Genomic DNA, 24,374 nt, shown 5'->3' on the forward strand with positions numbered 1-24,374 from the left:
TCCTACATCCTTTTCTTTTTTTACGGATCTCTGCGCGCGCCTCTCCCAAGACTGCTTCAATGTGATCAGGAGTCAAAGCCAACGCCCAAGGACCCGCGAATGTTCCACACCCCTGATCTACACAACTTTCATCTCACAATTCCTGACCTCGAACATGACCTCCAAGTGACGGCCTTCGAAGGCTGCGAAGCCATCAGCACGCCTTATTCGTTCGATATCGAGCTCGTCAGCGAACAAAGTGATATGGATTTGGAATATCTGTTAAACCGGCAGGCATTTCTTGCATTCAACAAACAGGGAAACGGTGTTCACGGGCTGATCTATCGTGTTGTACAAGGCGACACTGGCAAACGTTTGACGCATTACAAAATAAGACTGGTTCCGCGATTGGCTTACTTGGAACACCGCACCAACCAGCGCATTTTTCAACACGTCAGTGTTCCGCAGATCATTACATCGATCCTCAAGGAGCATGGTATTCTCACCGACGCCCATCGCTTCCAGTTGAGTGCAAGTTACTCGCCTCGTGACTACTGCGTGCAATATCGTGAAAACGACTTGCACTTCATCGAGCGCCTGTGTCACGAAGAAGGTCTGCATTATCACTTCCAGCACAGCGAGTCCGGTCATCAACTGGTATTTGGTGATGACCAGACCGTATTTCCCCTGCTTGAACACCGCACTGTTTATAAACACGGCAGCGGCATGGTTGCCGACGAGCCGGTTATCCATCGATTTGGCCTGCGACTGGAGACCCGGACCAGCCGCGTCACGCGCCGTGATTACGATTTCAAGAGGACAACATTCCTGCTGGAGAGCAGCTGTCAGCCCGGCATCGAGAACATCCGACCAGACTTGGAGGCCTATGATTATCCGGGCGACTTTACCCAGGAAAAACGTGGCAGGTTGTTGAGCCGGCGAGCCCTGGAACGCCATCGCATCGACTACCGCCAGGCCGAAGGAAAGGGTGATCAGCCGGCACTGACGACGGGGCACTTCCTGACATTGAGCGGGCACCCTCGCCAGGAATGGAATGATCTATGGCTCCTGACCGAAGTGCATCACGAAGGCAAACAGCCGCAGGCGCTGGAGGACATCACCCCCAGCGACACTGGCAGGGCTGAAGGCCACTTCAATCAAGGCTATCGCAATCACTTCGTTGCCACGCCTTGGGATGCAATCTTTCGTTCGCAACGGGTTTACCAAAAACCACGTGTATGGGGCAGCCAGACGGCAATCGTCACGGGGCCCAAGGGTGAAGAGATCCACTGCGACCCGTATGGCCGGGTCAAGGTCAGGTTTTTCTGGGATCGGGCGGGACACTTCGACGACGGCAGCAGCTGTTGGTTACGCGTCGCTTCCAACTGGGCGGGCAACAGCTACGGGGGCGTCACGATTCCGCGGGTGGGCATGGAGGTGTTGGTGACCTTCATGGAAGGCGATCCCGACAAGCCCTTGATCAGCGGATGCCTGACCAACAGCGCCAACGCTCGGCCCTACCCGTTGCCTGCGCACAAGACCCGCACCGTTTTTCGTTCTTGCAGTTCGCCGGGCAACAAAGGCTTCAACGAGCTGCATCTTGAAGACCGCGCCGGTCAGGAGCTGATCTATCTGCGGGCCCAGCGTGACATGGAACAGAAGATCGAAAATGACAGCCGACTGGAGATTGGCAACGAGCGGCGGGAGACCATCCAGGGCAACAGCATCAGCGTCCTGCACGCCGAGGAACATCGGACCACCGCCGCCGACCGTACGGTCCAGGTCGAAGGCAATGACTACCTGCGCGTCACCAACCGACATACCCGTGTCGATCAGACACTGGCCGTCGAGGCCGGACAGCAAGTACATATCAAGGCAGGCGCTCATGTGGTCCTTGAAGCAGGTGCAACCCTCAGTTTGAAAGCCGGGGGCCAGCACATCCTGATCGACCACAACGGTATCTACAGCAGCAGTGAAATCCAGCTCGGCGGCGCCCCCATGGCCGGCGCAACCGCCTCATCATTCACGCCTGGCTTGACGGATCCTTTGGTGGCCCCAGCCCCAGTACTCGCCCCCACTCAACGCGCTCTGATAACGGCCAGCAAAGCAGCAGGATTGGACTTTTGTCCGATCTGCGAGACCTGCCGCGAGGGCCTCTGCCCAACGGGAATCGCCGCTGCATGACTCACTCACTCCCGTACCAATGGTTGATCGAACAGCAACGCCTCGGCCACACCCTGTGTGTCGTCCTGGACGCAGAACAGGAGCACCACACGCGCCAGGCATTGCTCAAGAGCAGTCGTCCCGACCAGTACCGCAGCGTGTACGGCCGAACGCTGGTTGCTGACCTCGCTGACGCCGGGCCATTCGTATTCACCTTCGATCGGCCCGACGACGAACACATCAATGAATTGTTTAACCGGCCGGACAGCCACTGGGGATGGCTTGCCAGTCTTCCCAAGGGCGGCCTGCCAACGCTGGTAGACCACTGGTGTGAACGGCTGATCATCGGAGAACGCCCCCATCAGGCGTTGTACCGCTTCCATGACAACCGTGTCCTGGCCCGGGCGCTCAAGCACCTGCCCGTTGAAGCCTATCCGGCCTATCTCGGGCCAGCTATCAGTGTCTGCTACTGGCAGGGCACTCGCTGGGCAAGCACCTATAACCCGGCACCTGGGACATACCCGGTGCCCGATTCGCCTCTTTGGTTGCAGGTGCCCGTTACCCCTCAGCAAGCGATGCAGACTCGGCTCCTCAATGCCCGCCGCTTCCTGTTGGCCAAGCATGTCCAGGCCTTCGCCACACTGGCCGAGCAACAGGACCCGGAGGCGTGGTTGCGTGCCACGCTCGACCAGGCCGAGACCTGGCACTGGCAGGCGCCTGAGCAGCTGGAGTTTTTACTGACCCAGCGCCTGCAGGCACTCGCCGATACGCCGGAGTCTTACTGGCAAGTACGCCCCGCTGAAGAACCCGACGAGCATTTTGAACGGGTGCGCCTGATGGCGGCGTTTTGGCGAGGAGACGTGCCGCTATGAAACAGGCTCTGCGCATTGCAAGTTTGAGCGGCCTGGCGATGACGGCGGGGTGCGCCAACACACAGTCGAACACGTTTATTTTTACGGCAGATTTGCCGCTCGATTTTGCCTACGAAGCGGCGGTGTACTACGTACCCGCCCCAGGCGAAACGTGCACCGTCGAGACCCGGTATAACAAGGCACCGGTGTTCAATAGGGAGTGGCGTAAGGCATACAAACCTGATTCTGAAATCGTTATTCGCCGAACCCGTATGGGTTGCCCCCTGGTGATCAGCCGCATTGAGCTCGAAATCAACTCCGCCTATGGCAAGGACTGGAGCGATATCAGTCAAGATTCAGCCAACGTCGTGATTCGCGATGAGCTGGATGCGCAATACAAAGGTACGTTCAGCGAAGCGGGTGAAAGCACTTTTTACGGCCAATGCCAATGGTTGTTCCGTACTGCTGGGTCCAAACGACGCATCGTAAAAATCCTCGATTGCAAAAAAACCAACCCACAGGGCGAGCTTGGGCGTGGGCGCCCTTTCTCGGCGTACGACCTGGATCAGCTGCCAGGTAAAACCGTGAAGATGAGGATCAAGTTGGCGGACGAGGAAAGACCCGCCATTGGAGACACTTGGGTGAAGGTGCCTAACGGTTGGAAACGCTGCATGGGCAAGCACTTTGAGGACCCATTTGCATTTTGTTATGGCAATTACCAGGACTTCAGCGGCTTTCAAATGCCCGACGGACAGAAATGCACTATTTACCCCGGTTGTACGGAATAAGGAGATCCGCGTATGACGTCATTGCAAAAAGAACTGGAGTCACGGCTGAGCCATCGCAATCTGACCTGCCCTGTGGGAGGTAAGTGGAGCAGTTTTCAGCTCGTCGATGAGTTTGGCTCTGGTGAGCCTTATGCAGGGCTGGCTTATATCGCTACCGATTCAGAAGGACAAAAATACCCCGGCAACCTGGATGTCATGGGTGTCGGCAAGATCGCCAACCACCATGCTGGGCCGATTGCCCTGCTTTTTGATCAGAAGTATCAAGGGTTCGAAGAGGTCTACTCATTTCTAAAGACAAGACCACACTACCCCCTCCAAATCACCGAACTACAAGTCCGCGCCGAGCAAACTCGCTACCTGAACCCAAACGCCACGCGCACCCGGGAAAATCCCGCACAAGCCTGCGCAGACGATTTTTTCCAAGTGGAAGTACGGCACCTGGTCAAGCACGGCGCGCATTTGCCACCCGAGGTGTACCGCCATTATCCACTCCCTGCAGGGCCGGCACGGCTGATGGGCGAACATGGCAAACACGGTGTAGTCCTGATGCCGCAAAAACACACCGTGCTGGAAGTTCGCCCGTTGCGCGCCTTGCGGCCCATGCTGTCCACCGCCCCCGAATTTTGTGCGCTCAACTTGTACCAATTGGCGCTCATGTCGACCTTGACCTATTGCCCCTTAGGGCAGACACCTGACAAGGCTCCGATAAAAACGCCGCTGAGCTTCACCGAGCAACCAAGCGTGGGTAACTGGTTCGCGGACGCATTGGCCAAGTTCGAAGAACTCGGGGAGCTCTATCCGGAGCAGACAAAACCCTATTACCCGCTGTATGAAGACGTGCCCTACTCCAAACGCCTGGAGATCGTGCCGTTCGACCCGGCCCTCTACGCGGTTAACGATCCGGAACTAGGTGTACGCCAGGAACATCCTGCCAAAGTCCACTTTCTCGACGACACCGACAAGGAAGAAAGCACTGATACCCAGGCCTACATCACCCACAATGACGAGTTGGTCCTGATCGCAGTACGTGGCACCCAACAATCCGCCGACTTCCTGCGCGACGCCGATGCTCTCCAAGTGCCGTTTGAAGAAGGTGTCGGCCGGGTGCATCGAGGGTTCTATGGCGCCGCCAAAAAAACCGCAGCCTTCGTGACAAGCTATCTGGACAGGTTCCATGCGGGGCAAAAATTGCTGATTTGCGGTCACAGCCTGGGAGGAGCCGTGGCACTGTTGCTCTCGGAGATACTGCGACGCAGAGCAGGCTTCGATTACACCATCCAACTCTACACCTACGGCGCACCCCGCGCCGCCGACGCCACCTTCACAAAAAACGCCGAAGCTCTGGTGCATTACCGAATGGTCAACCACAACGACCCGATTCCCAGCGTGCCCGGCAGTTGGATGAATACCAAGAGCGGTGTTTATGGCACAGGGTTGGCCCTTACGTTCGCCAACGTACCGGTCGGCCTTTCCGTGTTCGTGGCGGGCATCACTAACCTGACGGGCGAGTCCTACGAACACCACGGTATCTTGCGGCACTTCCTGCCGGTGGAGTTCGATCGCAAGGAGCGCTCTTCGATCCTGTGGCTACCCCATTGCGACACCATCACCCAACACGCCGCCTGCGAGGTCGCCCTCGAGCATAAACATGGCCTACCGAACCGTCCGGCATTACTGTCCCAACTCATCCAGACCGGTGATCACTTCATGGTCCCCAGCTACATTCCTGCTTGCTGGGCGACCTTGCGCCGCTGGCAGGAAGCGCACATCAACGGGAGCACATTGGCGACAAAACGCGAATATCAGTGGATCGATGATGCTCTGACACGGATTACCCAACAATTGCGCGATGAGGAGCGCTACGTGGCAGGACGGGGTGCGCCCAATGGTCGTAGCGAAAGATCAATCAACATTGCACTCATTCGTGAGGTCGACAAGATGCACAGCACGCGTGCGCGCCTGGCTACGCTGCGCACTGCGTCGGTTGGTGAGAAAGACGTTTACGGAAGTTGTTCGGGACAACCCGAACAACTGGCACAAAGCCTGGCTCGCTGGCAGGCACACCCGGAAAACAGAGTGGCCGAGCCGTTGGCTATGGCACCGCCCCTGGATGACGACAGTGAATTGATCTGCGGTGCTCACGGGTACACCGTCGGTAAACCCTACGCGCTGGACCTCGACTCCATCAGTTGACCGGCAAAGGCCAACCGGTTTGACGCACTTTTTCCAGGCACACCGCGTCTATCGGTTTACGACGGCTGCGTCGCCGAGCGAGAGCAGCTCGCACACAAGGGTTAGCCCTGTTTGATCAAATATTGATCGGCACAGCCTCGAACCGCACCCGTGGATGGGCGATCCGGTCTTGGGCGCGGATCAGTTGCAGCTCGTAGCTCGTGCAGGCCTGGGTTTCGAGCAGCACTTCATGCACCGCTGCGGCGGTGAACTCGAACGCCGCCACCAGGCTGTCCCCCAACAGTATCCGCGCCAGGAACAACCCTGACGTGAGGTCACCCACGCCCACCGGCTGACGCGGGAACGCCAGCAGTGGACGGCGCAGGTGCCAACTGCCCTCGGCGGTCACTAACAGCATTTCGAAGCTGTCATCGGGTTTGCCCGGGTAGGCCAGGTGCTTGACCAGGACCGCCTTCGGTCCACGGGCCAGCAATGCCCGGGCCATGGCCAGGCAATCGAGCAAAGACAGCGCCTTGCGCCCCGAAAAACTGTCCAGCTCCAGTTGGTTCGGGCACATGATGTCCGCCACGGCTGCGGCCTCTTCGAGGAGAAATTTGCTCACCTCCGGCGCTACGATGCAGCCCTTTTCTGGATGCCCCATGACCGGGTCACACAGGTACAGCGCCTTGGGGTTGGCAGCCTTGATCCGCGCCACGCCCGTCAGAATCGCTCGCCCCTGGGCAGCGCTGCCCAAGTAACCGGACAACACCGCATCGCAATGCCCCAGCTCACCGATAGCCGCAATGCCTTCGACCAAGGCGGGTATCTGCTCTGGTGCCAGCACCTCCCCGGCCCATTGCCCGTATTGGGTGTGGTTGGAGAACTGCACGGTGTTGAGCGGCCATACGTTCACCCCGACCCGCTGCATCGGAAATACGGCAGCGCTGTTGCCGGCGTGACCGAATACCACGTGAGACTGGATGGCAAGCAGATGAGGTGTACGTTTCATGCGGGAAGTTTCCGTAAAACGATTGAAATTCAAGCCGCGCAGTATGCGACTAAACGCAGCCTGTACGACAGACCGGCGAGGCAGTTAAGCTGGCAGCAACTTGTTGGAGCACTTCGTTCATGCTGACCCTTGGAAACATTTTCGTGCTGATGCTGCTGGCTACCGGCGGCGCCTGGCTGTGGCACAACCATGGCTTGCGCGAACGGGCCTTGGCGAGGGTCATGCAGCACTGCGCCAACCTCAAGATCGAGCTGCTGGACGGCAACGTGGCGCTGAAAAAAATCGGTTTGGTGAAAGACGCCAGCGGACGACGACGCCTGGCGCGCGTCTACACCTTCGAGTTCACCGTCACCGGTGAAAGCCGCCATTCGGGCACCATCACTCAGTTCGGTGCCCACAGCGCACAAATAGAACTGGCGCCCTACCCGATGCCCTTCGAAGAAACACCGCCAACCCCCATTGAACCGGTCCAAGCCAGGCCCAGGGCTGAGGTCATCGAGTTGAGCCAGTGGCGCCAGGAACACAACAAGTGGAAGCCTTGAAACACGGCTGACTCAGCGATGCCGACAATTCGCCAGCCCGGCTTGCAGGCAATCGACGTCTTGCGGCTGATCGAAAATCAGCTCGATCCGAGAGTCCTGGCGCCACTCACTGGTTTGCCAACCCAGCACCGCGCCCTCCAGCGCATTGGCTGAGACCCAACCGTCGAGGCTGTGGATAACCATCTTCGCCCTTTTCCAGTCTTGGCCTTGTAGCCATCGCGTCAGCGCCGCGACGTCGAATGGCTGGCTCGGGTGCCAGCGCCAACCAATGCTCCAGCCACCTTCCTGCTGCTGATACAGGCAGATCGGTTGCTTCGGGTCGGGCCAAATGGCCGGTATCTGGCCCAAGCTCTTGGGCAGATTCAAGTTATCCACAGCCCCGCTGCCCCGCGCCGAATGGCCTGGCAATAGCTCGATTGGCAGCGCAGCCTGTTGCGCCCAGTACAACGCACGCCCAGGCAATTGCGCCGTCAGCCGTTCGCGATCGGCGTGTGTGAGGGTCTCGGACTTGTTCAGCACCAGCAGTCCGGCATCCGCCAGGGTTTGTTGCTGCGCGTCGGGCAAGGGCTTGCCGTCCGCCATCGCCCGGGCATCCAACACCAGCACACAAGGTTGCACCGCCAGCACGCCAAGCCATGGCGCTTCACTCAGTTGCGCAAGCAACTGTGCCGGATGACCCAGGCCCGAGGGTTCGATGAACAACCGATCCGGCCTGGCTTTGCGCAACAAACGCCCAAGACCGATCTGAAATGGCGCGCCGTTGACGCAGCACAAGCAGCCGCCGGCCACTTCGCCCAGTGCTATACCATCGCCAGCCTGGGTCAACAACGCGGCATCCAGGCCGATCTGACCGAACTCATTGATCAACACCGCCCATCGTTCATTGGCCGGTCGCTGCGCCAGCAGATGCCTGATCAGGCTGGTCTTGCCGGCGCCCAAGGGACCGGCGATGACATGGGTAGGAATGTGCTGCAACATAATCGACGGCTTTTGATGGAGGTGAACATGCGAATGATCGGCTGGTTGTTACTGGCACTGACTTCGAACCAGGCATTGGCCCAGGCTTGCATGGTTCACAGCCAGGCGGAGCGGCTGGATGTGAAAGTCTGCCAGCAGAACCGCAACATTCCGCAGAAGCTGTTTGCCGACGGTTTCTGCCAGCCAAACCTTGCCGGCCAGAAGGTCGAGGTGCAATACGTCGATCAATGCCCAGGCGGCGCGTTCGGCGTTTGCAGCAACGCTCAGGTCGCCAATATGCCTTATCGCCAGGATATTCACTATTACGGCGTGGCGACCGATGCCGCTTACCTGCAGCCATTTTGCGAAGGGCAAAGCCAGGGCACCTGGCTCAAGCCTTAAGCCAGCCAATCGAGCGTGAGAATCAATCGACGCGCTCCCGGCGCGGGCTCCGGTGATCGATGGATCAGGCCAAGCCCTTCGTTACCGTGCCATTTTTCGCCTTTGAGCAAACCCACATCACCGCAACGAAACTGCTGGATGACCTGCGGATCGACGGGTTCTGCCTCAGGTTGTAACCGTTCCTGGCGGTCCATGGCACCGTCCTTGAGCCACTGGCTGCCGACGCCCGCATAGGTGGTCAACAGCCGCACCGGTACGTGGTCAACGTGAAAGCGCGGGCACATCGCCTTGTCCAGCACGCGCAGGCGCAGGCCCACACGTTGGGCACCCAACAAGCAGGCAAATGCACTGACCAGCCAGGAGACATCAGCGATAAAACCTTCATAGCCTTGCAGGTCGCTGAAACCTGCGGCCAGGCCCTGCAGCGCTGACTGGGTGTCTTCTTCCGGCAAGTCGAGCACCCGTGATTCGGCCAGCGGCTGGTCCATTGCCAGCACCATGGCCGCAAAATCGCTGATGTGAGGGGGAAGCTGACGCTGCCAGACCGCCAGGTTAGTGCCATCGTCCAGGATCTGCGTGAATACCCCTGGGGTGTCACCTTGGACCTGTCGTGTCTGCGCTGCCCTTTTCAGATTGGGCGCCAGCATCACGCCGCGACCTCGTCATGCCACGGGCCGAACGGGTCCGGCAACAGCCGCCAACTTTCAACACCGAGGGCCATTTCCGCGTCGGTGAGCAAGCAGGCGTCCAGTTCGGCGGTGAGCTGGCTGAAGTCGATGTTCTGACCAATGAAGACCAGCTCCTGACGGCAATCGCCTGTGGCAGCAAGCCAATTTTTCATGATCGCCGCGGTACTTTCCTCATCCTGCGGCCATTGGTTTTTCGGCACGAATCGCCACCAGCGGCCGGCGAAGCCATGCCGCATCAAGCCTCCGGCCTGGGACCAACTGCCCGCCTCCTCAGGTTTGCTGGCCAGCCAGAAAAAACCTTTCGAACGCAGGAGTTTGCCGTTGGGCCACGGACGGTCGATAAAGTTGAAGAATCGCTCCGGGTGAAACGGCCGGCGTGCCCGATAGGCGGTCGAGGCGATGCCATACTCCTCGGTTTCTGGCACGTGCTCACCACGCAATTCCTGTAGCCAGCCAGGCGCTTGGGCAGCGCGCTCGAAGTCGAAAAGGCCCGTGTCGAGGATTCTGCCCAGTGGCACCTGCCCCATGACCATGGGGATGATCTGCGCCTGGGCGTTGAGGCGCCGCACAATCGCGATCAATTCTTCCCGATCATGCTGGCTGATCAGGTCAATTTTGCTGATCAAAATCACGTCGGCAAACTCGATCTGTTCGATCAGCAGATCGGTGATCGAGCGTTCATCGTCCTCACCCAGGGTTTCACCCCGTGACGCAAGGCTTTCGGCAGCCTGGTAATCCAGCAGGAAATTCACCCCATCGACCACCGTCACCAGGGTGTCGAGCCGCGCAACATCGGCCAGACTTCGGCCTTCTTCATCACGAAAGGTGAAGGTTTCAGCCACTGGCAACGGTTCGGAAATGCCTGTGGATTCGATCAACAGATAATCGAAACGCCCTTCCCTGGCGAGTTGCCCGACTTCTTCGAGCAAGTCCTCGCGCAACGTGCAGCAGATGCAGCCGTTGCTCATTTCCACCAGTTTTTCTTCGGAACGACTCAGGGTGACATCTCGCTGGACTTCGCTGCCATCGATGTTGATTTCGCTCATATCGTTGACGATCACGGCTACCCGCAGATTGTCGCGATTGCGCAAGACGTGGTTGAGCAACGTGCTTTTACCGGCACCGAGGAATCCGGAAAGGACGGTTACGGGAAGACGATTGGGCATCAGGTATATCCTCATCGGGCGGCCGCTTCGACTGCAGCTCGTTTCCAGGGGTTGGCTTGGTTCAGGGTTTGGGTGTTTTTATGTTATAGTATAACAACACCATTCAACCAGCCCCGCCGTTCCTCATTGGTCTGAGATCCATCCATGCGCAATCATCTGAAATTGGTATTGGCGAGCCCGTTGCTGCTGTGGGTGTTAGGTGCTTCGGCCCAAAGCACGCTCCTGGCGAACTGCACCCGTAGTGCGAATCTGCTGGCTTGCGTGGATGTTCAAGGCAATGCATACAGCGTCGCGACGGCGGGAAACACCATTTATTTGCGGGGTTTTGAAGCAGCCAGTCGTCGTTACTGGGCGCAAACGAACAGCCGTTACGGTCAACTCACCTTCTTTACCGGTTTGGCATCGGATGGAGAAAGTTGGGTCGGATACAGCCGGCGTGTGGGCTGGACGACCCTCAATCGTTTCTCGAGCTCTGGCGGTAGTTCGAGTGCATTTGTATGTGGACGTATGAACGGTTGCCAGGATTCATCGCGCTGATGTTTCACGTGGAACGTGAACATTGGGGGAGATGAAACTCCTTTCATGGAAAAGGGTTCTCCAAATCAGTTGTTATACTATAACATCTGTTTTTGAACCTTCGATGGACCTTGACCATGAACGCGTTAACCCTGCCCGACATCGCTGCGCAGGCTTCACGTCAAACCCTGCCCCTTGATTGGGTGGGTATGTGTGGCATCGCAACGCCGGTGTTGATTGACGGCCAGCGTCTAAGTGCATTGGCCGACGCGGGTGTCAGCCTCGATGATGGTGAGGCGCGCGGCATTCACATGTCACGCTTGTACCTAGCGCTGGAGCTGCTCGAAGAGACGACGCTTTCGCCAACGTTGTTGCGCCGAATCCTGCAGCAATTTCTCGATAGCCATGAGGGTTTGTCCCACGCGGCATCACTCAGTGTGCATACCGATCTGCTGCTAAAGCGTCCGGCGTTAATCAGTCCGTTGGCAGGTTGGAAACGCTATCCGGTGAGCATCGAAGCCCATCTGAAAAACAAAATGTTCCACGTGGAACTGAAAATTCAGATTGCCTACTCCTCGACTTGTCCTTGTTCAGCCGCACTTGCTCGACAGTTGATCCAGCAGCAATTCGTCGACGACTTCGCTAACAAAAAACTCGAGCACGCCGAAATCCTGTCCTGGCTGGGTTCATCGAACGGCATTGTCGCGACCCCGCATAGCCAACGCAGTACCGCGACCGTGACCCTACGCCTGAACACCAACGCAGACGAATTGCCGTTGCTGTCTTTCATCAATGAAGCCGAAGCAGCCCTCGGCACCGCTGTGCAGACCGCCGTCAAGCGCGCCGATGAACAGGCCTTCGCTCTGGCCAACGGCCAGAACCTGATGTTCTGCGAAGACGCCGCGCGGCGGTTAAGCACGGCCCTCAGCCGCTCACCCGACATCGTTGCCCTGGATGTACGCGTCGTTCACGCCGAAAGCCTGCACGCCCATGACGCCGTGGCGCAAAGCTGCTGGACCCGGGACGCGTCATGATCAACTGCCAAGCGCTGCGCTGGGGCGCCCCCGGACAACCCCTCACACCGCCGCTCGCCATGCAGCGACCGGCCGGCAGTCTCACCGCCATTATCGGTGCCAACGGCTCGGGCAAAAGCAGCCTGTTGAAAGTGCTCGCGGGGCTGCAAAAACCGCTCTCCGGCAAAGTCACCCTGGATGTTCCACGGCGTGGTGGGGTTTCGTTCATGCCACAGCAGCAACATCTGGATCGGCAATTCCCCATCAGTTTGCAAGAGTTAGTGGCCGCCGGTTCCTGGGGTAATCGACACACGCCAGCCATGCGAAGGCAGTTGCTCCAGACCGCCATCGCCGACTGGGCGCTGACCGGCCTTGAGCATCGCCCCTTAATGGCGCTGTCTGGAGGGGAGCTGCAACGCGCACTGCTCGCTCGCCTGAGCCTGGCCGAAGCGCCACTGCTATTGCTCGACGAACCCCACGCCGCCCTCGACGAACAGGGCCAAGCGCTGCTGTGGAAACACCTCCACCACTGGCATGCCCAGGGCCGAACCGTCGTGGTGGTGTGCCATGATCTGGCAGCGGTCCGCCAACATATTCCCCATACGCTGCTGATCAGCAACACCGGCTGCGTGCTGGGCCGTAGCGTCGACTTGATCGCCCAACAGCCCCACACGTGGGTGGCCTGATGCTTGCGGCCACTCATCTCTGGGAACCGTTTCAAGAGTTTGTCTTCATGCGCAGGGCCTTGCTTGGCGCTCTGGTGCTGGCGTGCAGCACGGCGCCGTTGGGCGTGTTCCTGATTCTTCGGCGCATGAGCCTGATTGGTGACGCCGTGGCGCACGGCATTCTGCCTGGCGCTGCCCTGGGTTTCTGGTTTGCCGGGCTGAGCCTGCCCGCCTTGACCGTTGGCGGCCTGGGCGCGGGCTTGAGCATGGCCGGGCTCGCCGCCTGGATTACCCGGCGTACCGGTCTTAGGGAGGACGCCAGCCTCGCGGCGATTTATCCCATTTCCTTGGCGGCCGGCGTATTGATCCTCGGCATGGCCGGCAAACGCCTGGACTTGCTTCACTTGCTGTTCGGCTCGGCCCTGGCGGTAGACGGCCCGACACTCACCGGCATGCTCTGGGTGTCCGGCGCCAGCCTGTTGGCGATGGCGTTGATTTACCGACCGTTACTGCTCGATACGCTGGACCCACTGTTCCTACAAACCGTCAGTCGTCTCGGCCCGTTGGCCCATGGTGTGTTCCTGGCCCTGGTGGTGTTGAACCTGGTGATCGGCTTCCAGGCCATCGGTGCGCTGATGGTGGTCGGCCTGATGATGTTGCCGGCCGCCGCATCGCGATTCTGCAGCCGCCGCCTGCCGCTCCTGATGCTGATTGCGGCGCTGCTCGGCTGCCTCTCCGTGTGGCTTGGTCTGTTGTTGTCCTTCTATTACTCACTGCCCAGCGGACCGTCCATCGTACTGGTGGCGGGCGCGTTGTACCTGCTGTCGGTGGTATTCGGTCCGGTGCACGGCTTGCTGCGCCGCCCGCCTTTGCTCACATCCCAATGAGGTGTTTCCCGATGCGCGCTCTGCTCGTGCTAATCAGTCTGATGCTGTCCATGTCCCTGTCCGCCGCCGAAAAGCTCCAGGTGGTGACCAGTTTCAGCATCCTCGACGACATGACCCGACAGGTCGGTGGTGAGCATGTCCACATCACCAACATGGTCGGACCGGACGCCGATGCACACACCTACGAACCCACGCCAGACGACGCCAAGGCATTGCTCGGGGCAAAACTGATCATCAAGAATGGATTGGGTTTCGAGCCATGGCTGGATCGCCTGGTGACCAGCACCGAAACCAGCGCCCCGGTAATCAGCGCCAGCCACGGTGTAATCCCGCGGTCACTGGATGAGGATGGCGAGACCATCCCCGACCCGCACGCCTGGCACAACCTGGCGAACGCCGAGCTGTATGTCAGCAACATCACCAAGGCACTGGAAGCTGCCGACCCGGCCAACAAGGCCGACTACGAACGCAACAGTCAGGCGTACCTGAAGAAAATCTATGCCCTGCTCGCCGAAGCCAAGGCCAAGCTCGGTGCATTGCCACCAGGCAATCGCAAGATCGTGACCTCCCACGACGCATTCGGTTACCTGGGCCAGGCCTATGGCATCGAGTTCATGGCACCGCAAGGTTTATCCACCGAGCGTGAACCGTCGGCGGCAGAAGTCGCGGCGCTGATTACCCAGATCCGTCAGTCAAAGGTCAAAGCGGTGTTCATGGAAAACATCAAGGACGCACGCCTGCTCAAACAGATCGCCGACGAGAGCGGCGCCCAAATCGGCGGTACGCTGTACTCCGATGCACTCGCGGCCAGCGGACCGGCCAGCACCTTTACAGGGCTTTTCGAATACAACCTCAATACGTTGTATGAGGCGTTGAGTCGGCCTTGAGCCGGCATTTTGGAAGCAAGCTTGCCCGCGAAAGAACGGTGACGCGTTATGCAATTCACCGAGTCGTCTGCATCGCGAGCAAGCTTTGCTCCCACAGATTGCCCCAGGCCATTACTTCAAAATGAGGTTCAAGCCCTCGGCTTGACCGTTCCGCAATCCTGCCCCAGCCACACTGCACGAGTGTCGAGGCTGCCGTTCTGCTGGATGCCGGTGGCATTGAACGTGCCGTTGACCTTGGTGGTGAATTCACGATCGCTCTGGAACGTCGCTACCCCGTTACCCTGGGCTTTGGGGCAACTGAAGCGAAACTTCCACTGATTGCCGGTGCGTTCGGTGATCTGCTGCTTGCAACCCGATTGCGGGTCTTGCAGCGGTATGTCATTGGTTTGTACCTGCGCTGGAGTCAGGCAGACACGAATGCCTTTACCGCCCATGGTGATGCCCTGTTTTTCCAGCATCGCCCGTTGCTCCGGGGTCATCTGGGTTTGCAACTGGCCGAGGATCAATTGCAGATCCGGCAGGTTCTGGTTATCGACCTTCATGTTGCTGGTGGTCAGTTCCCACAAACCTGGCTGGAGCATCTGCGCCTGAGCCGCCATCGGAACCGAAAAGCCAATCGCCAAGGCCATACCCAGCAGACGAACATTCATTGCATAAACTCCAGAGGACAAGTGGCCGTTAGACGCCGCCCGTGCGCTTCGGTTCAGGCCCGGGACGGGTGAATTAAATAGCGACATTCGCCATGGAACATGGTCTGTTAAGCATTGAAACTTCCGGAGCAAGAATGCCCCATGGATTATTTTGGCCCGCATGTTTTCGGTTACCTGATCGCGCTGCTCCACACCCTGGGTGCCATCGCCGCCGTCCACGCCGTGTTGACGGTGCGCACGGCCCAAGGGTCGATTGCCTGGGCCCTTTCGCTGCTGTTCATTCCTTACCTGACGTTGATTCCTTACCTGGTTTTCGGGCGCAGCACCTTTGATGGCTACATCAAGGCGCGCCGACAAGCTAACGAAGAGATGCGCAAGGCGATCTCCGAGCTGAACTGGCGGCCGTGGGTCGAAGAGGCTTTGACCGCCCGCGCATCCCAGGCCTACAACTCGCTACGGGCCATGCCCAAGCTGGGGCGCACACCGTGCCTGGCGAACAATCAGGTGCGCTTGCTCGTCAATGGGCAGGCCACGTTCGAGGCAATCTTGCAGGCCATCGATAACGCGCGGCAGGCCGTGCTGATTCAATTTTTCATCATCCACGACGACCGCCTCGGCCTACGCCTGCAGACACTGCTGCTGAAAAAAGCCGCCGAAGGCGTGGCGGTGTATCTGCTTTATGACCGCATTGGTAGCCACTCCCTGCCCCACCGCTACGTCCAGGCGCTGCGCGACGGGGGTGTCCACGTGAAAGCCTTTGCCACCCGCAGCGGCTGGCTCAATCGGTTCCAGGTCAACTTTCGCAACCACCGCAAGATCGTAGCGGTGGATGGCGTTCTAGGTTTCGTCGGCGGGCACAACGTGGGCGATGAATACATGGGCGAAAAGCCGCCCCTGGCGCCGTGGCGCGACACCCATGTCGAAGTCCGCGGCCCGGTGGTGGGGAGCATGCAAGAGTCGTTTGCCGAGGACTGGTTCTGGGCGGCCCGTTCTCTGCCACCGCTGATCCTGCCAGACACCTACCCGGACGACGGTGTGCTCTGCCAGTTGCTGACCAGCGGCCCAGCCGATGCCTACGAAACCTGTTCGCTGTTTTTCGTCGAAGCTATCCACGCGGCCAGCGAGCGAGTCTGGATCACAACGCCTTACTTCATCCCTGACGAAGCAGTGTTCGCGGCCTTGCGCCTGGCGGTGCTGCGCGGGGTGGATGTGCGCATCCTGCTGCCCTCGCGGCCGGACCACAAGGTCGTCTACGCCGCGTCCAGCCTGTATGCGTTTGAAGCGGTGCGGGCCGGTGTGCGGATATTCCGTTACACGCCGGGCTTCCTGCATCAGAAAGTGGTGCTGATCGACGGGGAAATCAGCGCCATCGGCAGCGCGAACCTGGACAACCGTTCGTTCCGCTTGAATTTCGAAGTCATGCTGCTCACGGTGGATGTCCCATTCGCCACCGAGGTCGAGCAGATGCTTGAGCAGGACTTCGCCCAAGCCGTGGAAATCGACAAACAGGAAAGCCGGGAGACCCACCGCCTTCAAAAGATAGGCATGCGGATCGCCCGGCTTATTTCCCCGATTCTCTAAGGGGTGTAGATGTCGTCGCGAGTCCAGGGCAACTCATGGCTGCCGTCGGCGTGAGCCTTCACCGCCAGGATCTGGTGCAGATTGATCCAGCCCTTGGCGAACGCGTAGGCACAGCCGGCCAGGTACAGACGCCAGATCCGCAGCGCCTGTTCCGGCACTTCCTTCGCGGCGGCCTCGAGATTGTCTTCCAAGCGTTCACTCCAATGATCGAGCGTGCGCGCGTAATGCAGGCGCAGGCTTTCCACGTCGACGATCTCCAGCCCCGCTTCGCTGATCTGGGCAGAGATCATCGACAGGTGCGGCAGCTCGCCATTGGGGAAAACATACTTCTCAATGAATTCACCGGCGCCACGACCGACTGGACGACCGTCGGTGTGCTTGGCGGTGATGCCATGGTTCATCACCAACCCGCCCTCACGAACCGCGCCGAATAGCGTCTTGCAGTACTGCTCGAGGTTAGCGTGGCCAACATGCTCGAACATGCCAACGCTGACCACTTTGTCGAAGCGACCATCCTGGGGCAGGTCGCGGTAGTCCAGCAATTGCAGCTCGACCAGATCCTCCAGGCCTTCGGCCTTGACCCGTTCCCGAGCCAATGCCAGCTGCGCCTTGCTCAGGGTAATCCCGAAGACTTTGGCACCAAACTCACGTGCAGCGTAACGGGCCAGGCCGCCCCACCCACAACCGACATCGAGCAGGTAATCACCTGGCTGTAATCGCAGCTTGCGGCACAAGTGACGGAATTTGGCTTGCTGGGCCTGTTCGAGGGTTTCGCTGCCCGTCTCGAAATAGGCGCAGGAATAGGCCATGTCACTGTCGAGCCACAGCTGATAGAACGCGTTGGAAAGATCGTAGTGATAGGAGATCGCCTTGGCGTCGGTTTCCTTGTCGTGGAGTGAGCGGACCGGCGGGTTGTCGGCGTCATCCTCGACCAAGGCCTGGCTCAATTCATCGCAGACACGAATGACTTCGTGAATCGAACCTTCGAGTTCCAGTTTGCCTTCGACGAAGGCCGCTCCTAGCGCATCCAGGCTGGGATGGGTGAATTGCGCGACCATTTGTGGGTCCTTGACCACGATCGTGACACTGGGGTCGTCACCCAGTGAAAACTCATGGCCATCCCAGAGCCTCAGCCGAAGCGGTAGATGCAGATTCTGTAAGGCCGGTGGAAGTTGCGCGAGCATGAGTAATCCCCCTTGTTTCAGACGTCTGAAATGAGGGTAGACCATCATAGAAAAATAGCAGGCTATCGAATTTATAGCCTTTCTCTATCACTGTCCCAAATTCACTCCTTGTGCCGGGTAACGCCAGTATGGGTACGCCCTCTCCAACAGAGACTGCAAGGGTGACGTACAGTTCGCCAACGGTTATCCAACGGTTCCCTTCTCTTGGATTTTCAGGAGTGGCTCCTGGAACCGCAGCAATCGCCCTGCATTACCTAACACTAGCAGGGTACTGAGATTGTGCAGCAATGCAGCGATCATCGCCCCTGCCGCGCCGAGCCAGCCGAAGGCGGCGAAAGCGACGATTGCCAGCGTCCAACCCAAGCCAATGACCACGTTGACCTGCAATGTGCGCCTGCATTGGCGGCTCAATCGTACGCAGGTGCCAAGGCGCCGCAGGTCGCTGCCGATCAGCACGATGTCTGCCGACGCCAGGGCGATATCGGCGCCGCCGGCGCCCATTGCAACGCCGACCACCCCGGCCTTGAGCGCCAGGGAGTCGTTGATGCCATCGCCCACCACCATGGGGCGGAACCCATGGTCGATTTCAGCCATGACCCGTTTGAGTTTGTCTTCCGGGAGGGCCTGGGCTTGCAGATCGCCGATGCCGACATCCCGGGCCAGGGTCGTGGCCACGCTCTGGCGGTCGCCGGTCAACAGCAACTGGCGTCCCAGCCCCAGCTCGCATAGCTCGGCCATGGCAACCCGTGCCTCCGGCTTGACACTGTCGGCCAGCAACAGCCAAGCGATGAACTGCCCGTCCAGGGCCAGACCGGCAATCGGGCCGTCGTGCTCCGGGACCGCTGACGTTTGAATGCCCAGTTGTGCAAACAACTCCGGCCGACCGAGCGCCGCCTCACCCTGGGCGGTCATCGCGACTACACCCAACCCCTGGCGCTCATGGATATCCGTCAGCGGCAGGCAGTTTTCCTGTTCCACTAACCCTGCCAACGCACGGCTGACCGGATGACTGCTGGCCGAACCGAGGCTGGCAGCCAAAGGCAGCAGCAACGATGCATGAGCATCGTTGGCCTGTTCAATGGATTGCAGGCGCAGGACACCGTAGGTCAGGGTTCCGGTCTTGTCGACAACCAACGATGTCAGGTCCGCCAGTTCTTCCAGGAAGGCCGAGCTACGGATCAGGATCCCGTGGCGCGCCGCCACCGCGATCCCGGCAATGGCGGTGGCCGGCGCCGACAGCACCAACGCACAAGGACAGGCGGCGACCAGGACCGCCAGCATCGCCTGGGCATCGTTGGTCACGAACCAGGTCACCGCCGCCAGCAGCAATACCAATACCAGGTAACTGCCGGCGTAGCGTTCCAGCAGGCGAGTGATGGGCGGCTTGGAGCGTTCGGCGTTTTGCATCAGGGCGATGACCTTGCCCAAGGTGGATTCTTCGCCGGTACGGGTCACTTCCAGGCGTAGCAGACCATCGAGGTTGATCGCGCCATCAAAGACTTCAGTGCCGACCACGGCCTCCAACGGCACCGACTCACCCGTGATGGGCGCGGTGTCGAGGCTAGCCTGGCCGGACAATACCCGACCATCGGCCGGCACCCGGTCACCGGCGCGCACCTCCACGACATCGCCGGGCTGGAGCGTCGCGTTGTCGACATCGATGATCGAACCGTCGGCCTGCACCTTGCGACCTTGGCTGCGGGTCAGTTGGCCAAGGGCGTGGATCGCCTCCTGGGAACCGATGACGCTGCGCTCTTCCAGCACATGCCCGAAGATCATGATGATTGGCAACAACGCGGCCGTCAGCAGATCGCCGGTGGCCCAGGCACCGAGCATCGCCAGGGCGATGAGTTGGTCAGTAATCCCGTGCAGGCTTGGGTAACGCAAGCTGTACCAGGCCGAACGCATCACCGGCACCGCCACCAACAGCGAGGCGACCCCCAACAGCAGTTGACTGACGCCGCTCTGCTCCGGCGACCAACCGCGCCATACCAGGCCCAGTGCGAGCAAGCCGAGGGCGAGCATCGCCAAGGTCAGTTGCCGAGCGGCGACGCGTTGTTCCGTCGAAGACAACATCGGTGCAGCGCTGGTTTGGGCTGTCATTGTCCGGCTCCCTGGATGATCAGGCGGGAATCGTCTTTCGGATCGACCGTGGTGACTGAAGCGGCCTGGCGAAGGATGGCCGGCATGCGCTCGCGGTACAGGCGCAGCAGCATTTGCGGATCACTGCCTTGGGTCTTCGCCAAGCCGAGCACGGTGGCCGTGTCGGCCGACGCCTTGGCGAGGCGTTCGCTGGCCTGGGCATGAGCGACTTGCACGGCACGGTCGGCATCTTGGCGGGCAGCTTGGGTGAGTTTTTCGGCTTCGGTACGCGCGTTGGCCACGGCTTTATCGGCCTGTTGGCTGGCCGTCAGCACTGCGTTGAAGGCACTCACCGCCGGCCCCGGCAAACTCGATTGCACATCGACCCGCACGACCTCGATACCTAACCCCTGCCCCGTCGCCGCCAGGTCAGCCAGGCGTCGGTTGAGACCCTGCACCAGATCACCACGCAAGCGTTCACGACGCTCGGCTGCCTGATTGTCGCTGCCCATCAGTTCGGGGCGAGCCACCAGGATGGTGTCCAAGTCCCGAGCCGCGGTCAGTGCCACGGCACTACGGGTCGCCAGCCGGTCCAGTGCCGGCAGGACATGTTCACCTTGCAAGACAAAGGCGTAAGGGTCGGTCACTTTGTAGAACACCCGCACATCCAGTTGCACCACCCCGGCATCACCGGTCAATAAATAGCCAGAGCCAGCCAACGCATCGCTAACGGGCGTGGCGAAACTGGCCACACGGTCGGCTTGCAAGGCCGCGTCCGAGCGCAGCAGATTTTCCACCCGCCGTTCAAGCACCCGATCCGCCGCTGGCAGCAGGATCACCTGCTCCACAGGACGCGGCCACGCCAACAAGAGGCCGGCATTCTGGATGCGATCCAAGGCGCCAAAGTGCAGCACCACTGCACGATTCTGCGGATCAATCTGCCGTACGTTGGAAAAGAGCCAGGCCAATGCGGCCAACACCGTGACGGCGTAAAGCGCCAGAAACGCCAAACGCCCAGCCTGGATCCACGGACTGGATAACTCGTTTGTTCCACGTGGAACCAAACTCATGGTTGTGTTCCACCTTTGCCTTCCACGGAAACAGGACCGTCCACCAGCACACGGAATGGCGCTGCATCGGTGCGCAAAATCAGCTTCGTGCCTGGGCTGACAATAGTGCCCAAGGTGTCCAGTGAACGAAGCAGGTTGTACAGCTGCGGAGAGCCGGCGTATGCCCGGCCATAGATCTCCGCCGCTTCTACCCGCGACTGCGCTTCGATGTCCGCGGCTTTTACCGTGGCATCAGCTTGCAAGACTCGCGCATCACGCTCTGCGGCGGAGCGAATCTGCGCCGCTTCGCGCTTGCCGATGGCGGTGCGTTCGGTGGCGATGGTCTCGCGCTCGGCGCGCATGCGATCCACCGTTGCCGTCAGCGTCACCGACGGTAAAGTCAGGCGTTCAATGCCAACTTGCAACACACGCACACCATAGGTGGTGAGCAACTGTTGATCGATCTGCTGACGCAGCTGAGCTTCGAAATCGGCGATGCGCACCTGGCTGGCATCGGTGTTGACCAGGTTCGCCAGGTCAAAACTGGCGGCTGTGGTTTCCAGCGCCGAGCCGACGAAGGTGCGGATCTGCCGTGCCGCTTCGTCCGGTTGGTTCTGCACCGCGCGCATGAAGCGCTGCACGTTTTCGGGGTCACCCTGCACCTGCCAAGCCACGTAGGCCTGGACGATGATCCGCAGCCCATCACGGGTGCCGACATCCTGCAGACCGCTGGAGGTGGTGCGTAATCGCAGGTCGACCGGAATCGCCGCTTCGAACGGTGCCGGCCAGCGCCAACCCAAACCCGGTTGCAGCAGCACCCGCGCCGGATTGCCGAAACGGGTGATGACCGTCGCCTCCCCCGAACGCACCTGCACCAGGCTCGCCGCCGCAACGGCAAACGCCACCAGCAGAACCGCCCAGCCCATCCGCCGCCAGGGGAACGGACCGGCTTGCTGCGGATCGCCATGATGGTGGTGATGATGACCGTGATCGTGACCGGCGTGGTCGTGGTGATCGTGTGTAGAGGACTGGCTCAATGGGCAGCTCCTGGCGGGACAGGGTTACGCGGCGACGCGGGGTCTGCCGGCAGCGTGAAGGTACGCAAGTCGATGGTCGGCGCGTTGCCGCTGCCGCCCAGGCGATGGTCGAGAATCAGCAACCGGGCGTTGGCAAGGCCCTGGCTCAGTTGGCCCAGGTAATGCTCCAGCACAAAAGCGTGTCCGGCCGTGGCGTAGGCTTTGCGGTCGGCATTGAAGCGCAGGTCGGCGGCCTGGGCAGTCGCATTGATTTCCCGGGCGGTGGCAGTGGCTTGGTCATGGGCGACGCTTGCTTGCAATTGCGCCTGGTTGGTCTGTTCCGCCGCCGCGCCACGCTCTCGGGCGATCAACGCCTGCGCGCCGATCTGCGCCGCCTGCACACCGTGGTAAGCATTGGCCGCGCCGGCCGGCGGATGAATCGCCTCCACGACCGTCGCCAGGATTTGCACACCGCTATCGAGCGATTGCAAATCAGCCTGGACGGCGCGACCGATTTCGTCGGCGAGGCTGACACGGTCCGCGCCCAACAACCCGTCCAGTGTGCGCGACGCAAACTCATGCACCAGGATGCGGCTGGCGGTGCTGCGAATCAGCGTCGGCACATCGGCACTGTTGTAGGTCGCCGCCAACGCCGCAGAGTCCGTCAGGCCGATGCGATAGACAAAACGCACGTCCATGTTGACGATCTGGAAGCTCTGCTGGTCGGCACGACGACTGGCAATGACCTGGGACTTGTCGTTCACATGGCTGGCGTCCCACAACCGATTGGCGATTTCCGGCGCCGGCCCCTCCGCCGGTTCCGCTTCGACCACTGCTCGACTCTGCGCGACACTGGTCGCCAATTCATGCACAACGCCATTCTCGACGTTGAGCACCCTGCCCCATGGCCAAGGCAACGCGACATGCAAACCCGGGCCGAACACCTCCACCGGTTTGCCAAAACGCTCATAGATGCCACGCCCCTGCAGCGGCACTTCGTGCACGCCCGTCAATAACCAGCCCACCAGCACCACCAGCGCCAACACCGGCAAAAAAGCCCGGCGCATGTAGCTGAAGGCCCAGATCTGGCGCAAGTCGATGCCAAAACGGTTGTGCAGTTCATGTTGCAAAGCCAGCAACGGTTGCGGCGGCCAGCGCAGCAGATCGGCGACGACACTGCGGCCCAGCAGCGTCGGCTCCAGGGCGTCCCGACGCGGGATGAATAACGACAACACGGCGCGCAACAAAAACTCGGCCGCCACCACACCCGGCAACAGCCCTATCAACACCGCCAGGCGCATCGGCCAGATGGACGTTTCTGCGGCGAACAACAAGCACAAAGCGCCGAGCACCAGCACGATGATCGCCACTCGCGTCAGTTGCGCCAGCGACGGCGCTTCCGGCCATTCAACGGGGGATTGCTGGGCCAATTGCCGCTCGAAGACTAATAACCCGAACGCCAATACCAACGACAACACCGCCCCCACACTGGCCGAGACCCCGAGGGCGGCAGCCGGCAGTTGCAAGTTCCAGGCGTGTTCAAGGCCCAGCAATACCAGCACTGCCCAACCGGCCAGCCACAACGCAGGCGCACCGATTTGCTTCAGCAAGCCGAGCCAGCGTGCGCCGATTCGCTCCAGCAGCCGCTCATACCAGCCCAGGTTATCAACAGGCTCGCTTTGTGCCGGCAAGTTATCCACAGCAGGCAGCAGCGCCCTGCTACGCCATTGCGTCACCCACCAGGCCGATTGCAAACCCGCTACCAACACCAAGAGTCCCGCACCTTGGCTGACCAGCAGAGCCGGCCACAGCGATTGCGGCGAAAACACCCCAATAAAAAAAGCCAGTAGCAGACCCAAACCCGCCACGCTTGCCAGGGCGAAGGCGGTCTGTTTCAAACGGCGCCCTTGGAACGACGCTCGTTGAAAACGCGGCCATTCGGCCACCTGTGCCCCCTCGACATCAAGATCGACTTGCATACCACCCCAGCACTCGTGGCGATCAAAATCCGGGCCCGTGGACAACCCCACCGACGCTCCGCTATGTATACCGTTACCTTATAACGATTCCTGTGAAATTTCCGTTTCGAATTCTTCATGACAAGGCCTGCCCTGGCCTCTTGACTT

At 60.2% G+C, this 24,374-nt stretch carries 22 protein-coding genes; 12 read left to right on the forward strand and 10 right to left on the reverse strand.

Annotated elements, in window-relative coordinates; all coding sequences use genetic code 11:
* Window positions 1-99 precede the first annotated feature (99 nt).
* Genes KI237_RS29910 through KI237_RS29925 form a run of 4 tightly spaced genes read left to right on the forward strand, consistent with a single transcriptional unit; the run spans window position 100 to window position 5,974 of the window.
* Window positions 100-2,163 carry a type VI secretion system Vgr family protein gene (locus KI237_RS29910; protein ID WP_212798209.1) on the forward strand — a complete coding sequence of 688 codons (2,064 nt, stop codon included), beginning with the start codon at window positions 100-102 and terminating at the stop codon, window positions 2,161-2,163.
* On the forward strand, window positions 2,160-3,014 hold the full coding sequence (locus KI237_RS29915; protein WP_212798210.1) for a DUF4123 domain-containing protein: 855 nt from the start codon (window positions 2,160-2,162) through the stop codon (window positions 3,012-3,014). The genes KI237_RS29910 and KI237_RS29915 overlap by 4 nt, the downstream gene beginning before the upstream one ends.
* The gene (locus KI237_RS29920) at window positions 3,011-3,781 is read left to right on the forward strand and encodes a hypothetical protein (RefSeq protein WP_212798211.1); all 771 of its coding nucleotides are present in this window, start codon (window positions 3,011-3,013) and stop codon (window positions 3,779-3,781) included. Before KI237_RS29915 ends, KI237_RS29920 begins: the two co-directional genes overlap by 4 nt.
* A gap of 12 nt (window positions 3,782-3,793) precedes the next feature.
* Window positions 3,794-5,974, forward strand: a complete 2,181-nt coding sequence (locus tag KI237_RS29925) for a lipase family protein (RefSeq protein ID WP_212798212.1) — start codon at window positions 3,794-3,796, stop codon at window positions 5,972-5,974.
* A gap of 115 nt (window positions 5,975-6,089) precedes the next feature.
* On the opposite strand, the gene pdxY is transcribed toward KI237_RS29925, so the two are convergent.
* The gene (gene pdxY / locus KI237_RS29930) at window positions 6,090-6,962 is read right to left on the reverse strand and encodes a pyridoxal kinase PdxY (protein WP_212798213.1); all 873 of its coding nucleotides are present in this window, start codon (window positions 6,960-6,962) and stop codon (window positions 6,090-6,092) included.
* A 119-nt stretch (window positions 6,963-7,081) separates the two neighbouring features.
* Between pdxY and KI237_RS29935 the strand changes: the two genes are divergently transcribed.
* A complete protein-coding gene (locus tag KI237_RS29935) occupies window positions 7,082-7,504 on the forward strand; it encodes a DUF3301 domain-containing protein (RefSeq protein ID WP_212798214.1) in 423 nt (140 codons plus the stop codon).
* A gap of 12 nt (window positions 7,505-7,516) precedes the next feature.
* On the opposite strand, the gene KI237_RS29940 is transcribed toward KI237_RS29935, so the two are convergent.
* Window positions 7,517-8,482 (reverse strand): CobW family GTP-binding protein, encoded by a 966-nt coding sequence (locus KI237_RS29940; RefSeq protein ID WP_212798215.1) that lies wholly within the window; start codon window positions 8,480-8,482, stop codon window positions 7,517-7,519.
* Window positions 8,483-8,509: 27 nt separating this feature from the next.
* Between KI237_RS29940 and KI237_RS29945 the strand changes: the two genes are divergently transcribed.
* Entirely contained in the window at window positions 8,510-8,863 is a 354-nt protein-coding gene (locus KI237_RS29945; protein ID WP_212798216.1) for an NADH:ubiquinone oxidoreductase, read from the forward strand.
* On the opposite strand, the gene KI237_RS29950 is transcribed toward KI237_RS29945, so the two are convergent.
* Window positions 8,860-9,510, reverse strand: coding sequence for a DUF1826 domain-containing protein (locus KI237_RS29950; protein ID WP_212798217.1), 651 nt, complete (start codon window positions 9,508-9,510; stop codon window positions 8,860-8,862). The two genes, KI237_RS29945 and KI237_RS29950, sit on opposite strands and share 4 nt — an antisense overlap.
* Entirely contained in the window at window positions 9,510-10,718 is a 1,209-nt protein-coding gene (gene zigA, locus KI237_RS29955; RefSeq protein WP_212798218.1) for a zinc metallochaperone GTPase ZigA, read from the reverse strand. The genes KI237_RS29950 and zigA overlap by 1 nt, the downstream gene beginning before the upstream one ends.
* Before the next feature lie 144 nt (window positions 10,719-10,862).
* Between zigA and KI237_RS29960 the strand changes: the two genes are divergently transcribed.
* The 5 genes from KI237_RS29960 (at window position 10,863) to KI237_RS29980 (ending at window position 14,686) form a co-directional block, all read left to right on the forward strand.
* Window positions 10,863-11,255, forward strand: a complete 393-nt coding sequence (locus KI237_RS29960; protein WP_212798219.1) for a glutamine synthetase — start codon at window positions 10,863-10,865, stop codon at window positions 11,253-11,255.
* 116 nt (window positions 11,256-11,371) lie between these two features.
* Window positions 11,372-12,268 carry a GTP cyclohydrolase FolE2 gene (folE2, locus tag KI237_RS29965; RefSeq protein WP_212798220.1) on the forward strand — a complete coding sequence of 299 codons (897 nt, stop codon included), beginning with the start codon at window positions 11,372-11,374 and terminating at the stop codon, window positions 12,266-12,268.
* The gene (locus KI237_RS29970; RefSeq protein ID WP_212798221.1) at window positions 12,265-12,933 is read left to right on the forward strand and encodes a metal ABC transporter ATP-binding protein; all 669 of its coding nucleotides are present in this window, start codon (window positions 12,265-12,267) and stop codon (window positions 12,931-12,933) included. The genes folE2 and KI237_RS29970 overlap by 4 nt, the downstream gene beginning before the upstream one ends.
* Window positions 12,933-13,799 carry a metal ABC transporter permease gene (locus KI237_RS29975; protein WP_212798222.1) on the forward strand — a complete coding sequence of 289 codons (867 nt, stop codon included), beginning with the start codon at window positions 12,933-12,935 and terminating at the stop codon, window positions 13,797-13,799. The genes KI237_RS29970 and KI237_RS29975 overlap by 1 nt, the downstream gene beginning before the upstream one ends.
* Before the next feature lie 11 nt (window positions 13,800-13,810).
* Window positions 13,811-14,686, forward strand: coding sequence for a metal ABC transporter substrate-binding protein (locus tag KI237_RS29980; RefSeq protein ID WP_212798223.1), 876 nt, complete (start codon window positions 13,811-13,813; stop codon window positions 14,684-14,686).
* A gap of 128 nt (window positions 14,687-14,814) precedes the next feature.
* Here the strand turns inward: KI237_RS29980 and KI237_RS29985 are convergent, their stop codons facing one another.
* Complete coding sequence (locus KI237_RS29985; protein WP_212798224.1) at window positions 14,815-15,336, reverse strand: DUF3617 domain-containing protein; 522 nt, start codon at window positions 15,334-15,336, stop codon at window positions 14,815-14,817.
* A 141-nt stretch (window positions 15,337-15,477) separates the two neighbouring features.
* Between KI237_RS29985 and cls the strand changes: the two genes are divergently transcribed.
* Window positions 15,478-16,917, forward strand: coding sequence for a cardiolipin synthase (gene cls, locus KI237_RS29990; protein WP_212798225.1), 1,440 nt, complete (start codon window positions 15,478-15,480; stop codon window positions 16,915-16,917).
* Here the strand turns inward: cls and cfaB are convergent.
* The 5 genes from cfaB to hflK (KI237_RS30015) form a co-directional block, all read right to left on the reverse strand.
* Window positions 16,914-18,101, reverse strand: coding sequence for a C17 cyclopropane fatty acid synthase CfaB (gene cfaB, locus KI237_RS29995; protein WP_212798226.1), 1,188 nt, complete (start codon window positions 18,099-18,101; stop codon window positions 16,914-16,916). The genes cls and cfaB overlap by 4 nt on opposite strands.
* Before the next feature lie 183 nt (window positions 18,102-18,284).
* A complete protein-coding gene (locus KI237_RS30000) occupies window positions 18,285-20,204 on the reverse strand; it encodes a heavy metal translocating P-type ATPase (RefSeq protein ID WP_212798227.1) in 1,920 nt (639 codons plus the stop codon).
* On the reverse strand, window positions 20,201-21,253 hold the full coding sequence (gene hflK / locus KI237_RS30005) for a protease modulator HflK (RefSeq protein WP_212798228.1): 1,053 nt from the start codon (window positions 21,251-21,253) through the stop codon (window positions 20,201-20,203). The genes KI237_RS30000 and hflK (KI237_RS30005) overlap by 4 nt, the downstream gene beginning before the upstream one ends.
* Window positions 21,250-22,269, reverse strand: a complete 1,020-nt coding sequence (hflC, locus tag KI237_RS30010) for a protease modulator HflC (protein ID WP_212798229.1) — start codon at window positions 22,267-22,269, stop codon at window positions 21,250-21,252. The genes hflK (KI237_RS30005) and hflC overlap by 4 nt, the downstream gene beginning before the upstream one ends.
* Window positions 22,266-24,227: a protease modulator HflK gene (gene hflK, locus KI237_RS30015; RefSeq protein WP_212798230.1), complete on the reverse strand. Its 1,962-nt coding sequence runs from the start codon at window positions 24,225-24,227 to the stop codon at window positions 22,266-22,268. The genes hflC and hflK (KI237_RS30015) overlap by 4 nt, the downstream gene beginning before the upstream one ends.
* Between the last annotated feature and the right edge of the window lie 147 nt (window positions 24,228-24,374).

It is taken from the genome of Pseudomonas sp. St316, assembly GCF_018325905.1.
Classification (GTDB): Bacteria; Pseudomonadota; Gammaproteobacteria; order Pseudomonadales; family Pseudomonadaceae; genus Aquipseudomonas.

What these genes read in the sequence shown, in the direction of transcription:
- KI237_RS29910 (WP_212798209.1), top strand. Translation starts at nt 100, where the DNA reads ATGTTCCACACCCCTGATCTACACAACTTTCATCTCACAATTCCTGAC.
- KI237_RS29915 (WP_212798210.1), top strand. Translation starts at nt 2,160, where the DNA reads ATGACTCACTCACTCCCGTACCAATGGTTGATCGAACAGCAACGCCTC.
- KI237_RS29920 (WP_212798211.1), top strand. Translation starts at nt 3,011, where the DNA reads ATGAAACAGGCTCTGCGCATTGCAAGTTTGAGCGGCCTGGCGATGACG.
- KI237_RS29925 (WP_212798212.1), top strand. Translation starts at nt 3,794, where the DNA reads ATGACGTCATTGCAAAAAGAACTGGAGTCACGGCTGAGCCATCGCAAT.
- pdxY (WP_212798213.1), bottom strand. Translation starts at nt 6,962, where the DNA reads ATGAAACGTACACCTCATCTGCTTGCCATCCAGTCTCACGTGGTATTC.
- KI237_RS29935 (WP_212798214.1), top strand. Translation starts at nt 7,082, where the DNA reads ATGCTGACCCTTGGAAACATTTTCGTGCTGATGCTGCTGGCTACCGGC.
- KI237_RS29940 (WP_212798215.1), bottom strand. Translation starts at nt 8,482, where the DNA reads ATGTTGCAGCACATTCCTACCCATGTCATCGCCGGTCCCTTGGGCGCC.
- KI237_RS29945 (WP_212798216.1), top strand. Translation starts at nt 8,510, where the DNA reads ATGCGAATGATCGGCTGGTTGTTACTGGCACTGACTTCGAACCAGGCA.
- KI237_RS29950 (WP_212798217.1), bottom strand. Translation starts at nt 9,510, where the DNA reads ATGCTGGCGCCCAATCTGAAAAGGGCAGCGCAGACACGACAGGTCCAA.
- zigA (WP_212798218.1), bottom strand. Translation starts at nt 10,718, where the DNA reads ATGCCCAATCGTCTTCCCGTAACCGTCCTTTCCGGATTCCTCGGTGCC.
- KI237_RS29960 (WP_212798219.1), top strand. Translation starts at nt 10,863, where the DNA reads ATGCGCAATCATCTGAAATTGGTATTGGCGAGCCCGTTGCTGCTGTGG.
- folE2 (WP_212798220.1), top strand. Translation starts at nt 11,372, where the DNA reads ATGAACGCGTTAACCCTGCCCGACATCGCTGCGCAGGCTTCACGTCAA.
- KI237_RS29970 (WP_212798221.1), top strand. Translation starts at nt 12,265, where the DNA reads ATGATCAACTGCCAAGCGCTGCGCTGGGGCGCCCCCGGACAACCCCTC.
- KI237_RS29975 (WP_212798222.1), top strand. Translation starts at nt 12,933, where the DNA reads ATGCTTGCGGCCACTCATCTCTGGGAACCGTTTCAAGAGTTTGTCTTC.
- KI237_RS29980 (WP_212798223.1), top strand. Translation starts at nt 13,811, where the DNA reads ATGCGCGCTCTGCTCGTGCTAATCAGTCTGATGCTGTCCATGTCCCTG.
- KI237_RS29985 (WP_212798224.1), bottom strand. Translation starts at nt 15,336, where the DNA reads ATGAATGTTCGTCTGCTGGGTATGGCCTTGGCGATTGGCTTTTCGGTT.
- cls (WP_212798225.1), top strand. Translation starts at nt 15,478, where the DNA reads ATGGATTATTTTGGCCCGCATGTTTTCGGTTACCTGATCGCGCTGCTC.
- cfaB (WP_212798226.1), bottom strand. Translation starts at nt 18,101, where the DNA reads ATGCTCGCGCAACTTCCACCGGCCTTACAGAATCTGCATCTACCGCTT.
- KI237_RS30000 (WP_212798227.1), bottom strand. Translation starts at nt 20,204, where the DNA reads ATGACAGCCCAAACCAGCGCTGCACCGATGTTGTCTTCGACGGAACAA.
- hflK (WP_212798228.1), bottom strand. Translation starts at nt 21,253, where the DNA reads ATGAGTTTGGTTCCACGTGGAACAAACGAGTTATCCAGTCCGTGGATC.
- hflK (WP_212798230.1), bottom strand. Translation starts at nt 24,227, where the DNA reads ATGCAAGTCGATCTTGATGTCGAGGGGGCACAGGTGGCCGAATGGCCG.